Origin of the sequence: Kitasatospora sp. NPDC056327, from assembly GCF_042261735.1 — a bacterium.
Classification (GTDB): Bacteria; Actinomycetota; Actinomycetes; order Streptomycetales; family Streptomycetaceae; genus Kitasatospora.
In genome coordinates, this window is sequence record NZ_JBHJRC010000427.1 from 1 (window position 1) to 5,173 (window position 5,173).

General features: G+C 74.6%; 5 protein-coding genes. 2 read left to right on the forward strand and 3 right to left on the reverse strand.

The annotated features are described in order from the left end of the window. Positions 1–690: sigma factor-like helix-turn-helix DNA-binding protein (locus ACFCX4_RS34500; RefSeq protein ID WP_376151133.1), on the forward strand; the 690-nt coding region annotated here is incomplete at its 5' end. After that, positions 687–1,475 carry a hypothetical protein gene (locus ACFCX4_RS34505; RefSeq protein ID WP_376151135.1) on the forward strand — a complete coding sequence of 263 codons (789 nt, stop codon included), beginning with the start codon at positions 687–689 and terminating at the stop codon, positions 1,473–1,475. The genes ACFCX4_RS34500 and ACFCX4_RS34505, both read left to right, overlap by 4 nt. Before the next feature lie 422 nt (positions 1,476–1,897). Here the strand turns inward: ACFCX4_RS34505 and ACFCX4_RS34510 are convergent, their stop codons facing one another. The 3 genes from ACFCX4_RS34510 to ACFCX4_RS34520 are packed head-to-tail and all read right to left on the reverse strand — an operon-like array spanning position 1,898 to position 4,933. Next, complete coding sequence (locus ACFCX4_RS34510) at positions 1,898–3,907, reverse strand: ABC transporter ATP-binding protein (RefSeq protein ID WP_376151137.1); 2,010 nt, start codon at positions 3,905–3,907, stop codon at positions 1,898–1,900. Positions 3,908–3,944: 37 nt separating this feature from the next. Beyond that, positions 3,945–4,460, reverse strand: a complete 516-nt coding sequence (locus ACFCX4_RS34515) for an NUDIX domain-containing protein (RefSeq protein WP_376151139.1) — start codon at positions 4,458–4,460, stop codon at positions 3,945–3,947. Then, positions 4,457–4,933: a GNAT family N-acetyltransferase gene (locus ACFCX4_RS34520; protein ID WP_376151141.1), complete on the reverse strand. Its 477-nt coding sequence runs from the start codon at positions 4,931–4,933 to the stop codon at positions 4,457–4,459. The genes ACFCX4_RS34515 and ACFCX4_RS34520 overlap by 4 nt, the downstream gene beginning before the upstream one ends. Between the last annotated feature and the right edge of the window lie 240 nt (positions 4,934–5,173).

Consider the following 5,173-nt stretch of genomic DNA (forward strand, 5'->3'; position numbering starts at 1 on the left):
CTGGCCGAACTCCGGCCCGCGACCGGGGGGCGAGAGGACGGACACCACATGGTCGGCATAGACGGCGGGGGCCGCGCTGACGCGCACGACGACGCCCCGAGCCCGCAGTCCCGTCAGGCCCTACCCGCGCAGTCCCGCGGCGCCGGCCCCGGCGGCCCCGCGGCGGACGGCACCCTGCCCACCGCGCTGACCGCCCTGCTGGTGATGTACGGCGAGGCGTACTGGGAGTACGCCCGCCTGCACCTCGGCAACGCCGACGCCGCCGACGACCTGGTCGACGACGTCTTCGCCGACCTCGCCGCCCACTGGGACGTGGTGCTGCGCCAGGAGAACGTCCAGGAGTTCTGCTGGGACGTGCTGCGGGCGACGGTCGACGAAGCGCTGGAGCTCCGAGCCCGGCCGTCGGCCTTCACCACCGCCGCGTTCACCGTCGCGATGAACAGCGCCCGGGACGAGTTCCAGGCGCTGGAGAGCGGCATCGGCCTGTTCGCGGCGATCGGCAACCTCCCCGGGCGTCAGCACGACGCCCTCGTGCTGACCTACGTGCTCGGCTACCCGATCGTCACCGCCGCGCAGCTCATGGGGATCACCCAGAGCGGCGTGTACAGCCTGCGCCGCGACGCCCGCCGCCGGCTCGCCGCCGCACTCGGCCTTGACGAGCAGTCGGCGGAAGAGGCGGAAGAGCAGTGATCGACACCAGCAGGGACGCCGGCACCCAGACCCGCACCGGCCGGGAGGCCGTGGCCCCCGTCGAGGGCTGGGCGCCGCTCGCCGACGCCCGCCTGCCGGAGCCCGAGGGGAGGGGACGGGCCTCGCTCTGCCTCGACGACGCGCCCGCCAGGATCGCCGCACGCCTCGCGCGGCGCAGCGCTCCGTCGCTCCGTCGCTCCGTGGCCGTCCGGCTGGACCGTCACCGCTTCGAACTGCTTGCGCTCTGCCACATCGTGGTGGGCGACGCCCGGGCACCGGAGCGGATCACCGGCCTCGCCGACACCCCGGCCATCGAACCGCACGGCGCGCTCATACTCGGCGCGCTCTGCCACCTGGCCGTCCACGAAGGGGACGACGAGCGGGGCGGCGCGCTGCGGCGGGCCCTGGCGGACGGGCCCCGGACCTGGTGGCAACTGGCCGCCGGGGCCGGCTGCCACCAGGCCGCCTACGCCCTCGGGCTGCTGTCCGCCGGGCGGGGCGACCAGCGGGAGTCACGCCACTGGCACGACCAGGCCCGCCGGCTCTGCGGGCACCGGGACGTCCGCGCCGAGGCCCTGACCGCCCACGCCGGCCTCCAGCCCACCCACGGCCTGTGCACCGGCGTCCGCCGTGCCCTGGCCGCCCTGCCGACCAGCCGCGACCCGGACTTCGGAAGCACCCCCGCGATCGACCCGGCCCCCCTCGCCGCCGCGCTCCGCCGCCACCGCGACGGCCCCTGCTGCCGTCCCACCGCCTCGGGCCCGTCCCGGCCGGGACGCGGGTAGCAGTTCCGCACCTGCCCCGGGCGACGGAGCCCGGTCCCGGCGCCTCCCGTCCCCGGCCCCGCGTGGCGACGGTGTCCACCAGTGGCAACAGGTGGACTGATGGAGTTTCGGTAACTTGCAGCCTTCTGATCGCTCTGGCCTGTGGGTCATCTCGTCGCCAGGACCCCCGGCCGGTTCGGGCCTCAGCCTCGGCGGCGGCCGACCGGTTCCCGAGGTGGCGGGAAGCTTTGGGCGGGCTCCTGCCGGTGGTGGGGTCGGGCGTGGCCGGGGGCCGTAAGCCGCTGGGACTCGGTCAGGGCTCTTCGGGCCTGACCGCAGTTCGGCCAACGCGTGGAGGGTCGGCAGTCCGGCGGACTGCGGCATCGTGCGCTGTAGTTGGCGGCGGGGGCGGGCCCCCCGGTCGGGTGCCCGCCCGGCGGCGGTCAGGCGGGATCCGTCGCTGGCTCGTCGGCGCGCTGGTGGGGTACGGCGGTGGAGTATTGGGCGGCTTGCAGGAGGTAGGAGGCGCGATATTTTCCGTCGGGGTCGGCCATGAGCTGTTCGTGGGTGCCGTGTTCGGCGAGGCGGCCCTGGTGGAGGACGTAGATGAGGTCGGCGTCGGCGGTGGCGGCGAGGCGGTGGGTGATCAGGATCACGGTCAGTCCTTGGTCGGCGAGTTCGCGGATGCGGGCGAAGGCGGCCACCTCGGACTGGGCGTCGAGGGCGGAGGTCGGTTCGTCGGCGATCACCAGGTGGGTGGGGCGTCCGCCTGGGCCGGGGGTGCTGGCGCGGTGGTGGGTGCGGGCCATACCGACGCGCTGCCACTGGCCGCCGGACAGCTGGACACCGCCTTGGAAGCCGCGGGCGGCGAGGGTGTCCCAGCCGTTGGTCTGGGCCTCGACGATCGGATGGAGGTCGGCGTAGTCGGCGGCGCGTTTGAGGAGGGCGGGGTCGTCGCCGTGCTCCGGGCGGCCGACGAGGACGTTGGCGCGCAGGGTGAACGGCCAGCGCTGGAAGTCCTGTTCGAGGATCGCGACGGAGGAGAACAGCTGGTCCCGGTCGGCTGTGGCGGTGTCGGTGTCGTCCCAGAGGATGCGTCCGGTGTCGGGGAGGTAGAGGCCGCAGAGGAGCTTGACGAGGGTGGACTTGCCGGACCCGTTGTCGCCGACCAGGGCGACGACCTGTCCGCGCGGGATGGTCAGGGTGATGTCGGTCAGGGCCGGGGTGGTGCGGCCGGGGTAGGTGAAGCCGACGCCTTTCAGGGTGATGGCGGCGGGGCGGTGCGGGAGGTCGGTGCCGCCGGTGGGGATGGCGCGGCGTTCGGACTCGCCCTGGAGGCGTTCCAGGTCGGCGACGAAGAGGGCTTCCTCGTAGAGGCGGTTCGCGGTGTTGACGAGGGAGGTGATGTCGGCGGCTCCGGTGCGGATGCCGACGACGGCGGTGCCGGCGACGGCGAGGGCCATTTGTCCGTCGTGGACCAGCCAGCCGAGGACGGCGAAGGTCGCGGCGGCGGCCAGTCCGGACAGGGCCGAGGCGAGCACGGAGGTGCCGGCGGCGGCGCGGGCGAGCCGGTTCTGCTCGTGCTCGGACGCTTCGGCCATCGCGGTGTAGTGGCCCAGAATGAACGGTCCGATGGCGTGGACGCGGACCTCCGGGGCGGAGTGCGGCTGGGTGATCAGCTGGGCGAGGATGGCGGCGGCCCGGTGGTGCTGGAGCCAGGCCATCATCGACCCGTAGCGGCGGCGGGCGGAGCGCACCGCGCCCCAGCCCTTCGGGGCGGCAATCAGTACCAGCATGGGCATCAGGACCGGGTCCAGGGTGAGCAGGACACCTCCGGCGGCGACGAGGCCCAGCAGGGCGGTGAGGACGGCGGTGCTCTGGCCGATCAGGCGGCGTACCGCCGCGGTGCCGAAGCGGGCGGACTCCAGCAGTCGGCTGAAATCCGGGTCCTCCAGGGAGGCCAGCTCGACGCGGGCCGCGCGGGTGAGGAACGCGACGGTGGCTGCGCGCTCGGTCTTGGGCTCCAGGCGGTCGCCGGCCCACGCGGAGGCGATTCGCAGGAACGCGGAGAGGGCGGAGGCGCCGCCGACGGCGAGCGCGGCCGGCAGCGCGGCGCGCAGCAGCTGGTCCGAACTGCCGGAGGCGAACAGGAAGGACAGGGCCCGGTTGGTGGCGAGGAGACCGAACGCTGCGGCCAGGGCGCGGCCGATCTCGGCGAGGGCGACGACGGTCAGGGCAGTGCGGTCGGCCTGCCAGGCAAGCTGCAGGGCGGTGCGGAGCATGCCGGGGATCTGGCGGGCGACGGCGAGGAAGCCGATCTTGAGCATGGTCTGCTCGTGGGAGGTGAAGCCGTAGTCATAGCGCAGCGGGCCGCCGAACAGGAACTTCTCGCTGGCGGAGATGCCCTCCTGCGCGGCGGTCCCGGTCCTGCTCTCGGGTGGGCGGGTCTTCAAGCGGGCTCCTTCGCGGGGGCGGTGCGGGCAGGGGTGGTCATCCGTTCTCGCCCGGGATGCGGGGCTCGGAGACGAGGTACTCGGCGCGGCCGGTGCGGCGGGCGGTGAGCGAGGCGCGCAGGGTGCGCAGGCGGCGCGGGCTGACGATGGCCGACCAGCCCTCGATGGAGCGCACGGCGTGGCCGCTGTGGTCGGTGGGGTCGAGGGCGATCCGGTCGATCTCCCGGTCGGTGAGCCGGCCGCCGTCGAAGGCGACGCCGATCTTCCACGGCCAGGGCGGTTCGGGCGGGGTGAAGGAGAGCAGCAGCAGGCGCGGCGCATCGTCCAGGCAGGCGGGGATGAAGCCGATCTCCCTGGCGGTCTCCCGCAGGGCGCACCGCCACGGGTCCTCGCCGGGGGCGAGGAGGCCGCCGGGGCACTGGTACTCGCCCGGGTGGCGGACGGAGGTGACCAGCAGCGGCCGGTCGGCGTGGTCGGTGAAGAACACGCCGGCGCAGGAGACGCCGTGCGGCAGGGTGGGGACGAACTGCTCGGGTGTGAGGAACGCGGTCACCGCGCCCACCCGCCGGGGCCGGGGCGCAGCGTCATGAAGCCGTCGAGGGGCTCGAAGCCGAGGGAGCGGTAGAGGCATGCGCCGGCGGCGGTGGCGCGCAGCTCGACCGATCCGCAGCCGCGGTCCTGGAGGGCTTCTACGAGGGCGGCGGTGACGGCGCGGCCGTACCCGCGCCGCTGGTGGGCGGGGTCGGTGACCACGGTGTGGATGCGGCCCCACAGGCCGGTGGGGAAGGCGGGGCCGAGGTAGCCACGGTAGACGATGCCGATGGCGCACGCAGCGAGGCCGCCGTCGGTGGGGACGACGTGGGCGAGCAGGTTCGGGTCGCTGCCCAGGCGCTCGCGCATGTCGTCGCGGAAGGTGGTGCGCCATTCGTCGGTGAGCGGGCCGCCGTCGAGGACGGCGACGCGCAGGCGCAGCAGTTCGTCGGCGTCCTCGGGGACGGCGGGCCGGACGGCGGTGGTGGGGGTCATGGGCTGGTCCTCTCCGGGATGGATGGATGGTCGGCAGGAGGCGGAGCGGGTCGTCGAGCGGGTACTCGGCCGCGTCGGCCCAGCCGAAGGAGTGCAGGAGGTCGAGGGCGGCCGAGCGCAGGCCGATCGACTCCCGGCCGGCGCGCCGGCCCGGGGGCGAAAGGGGGGGGGTAGAGGGGGCGGCCGCCCGGGGGGTGGGTGGGGCGGGGCCACGCGGGGTAGTATAAAAAAAAACGAACC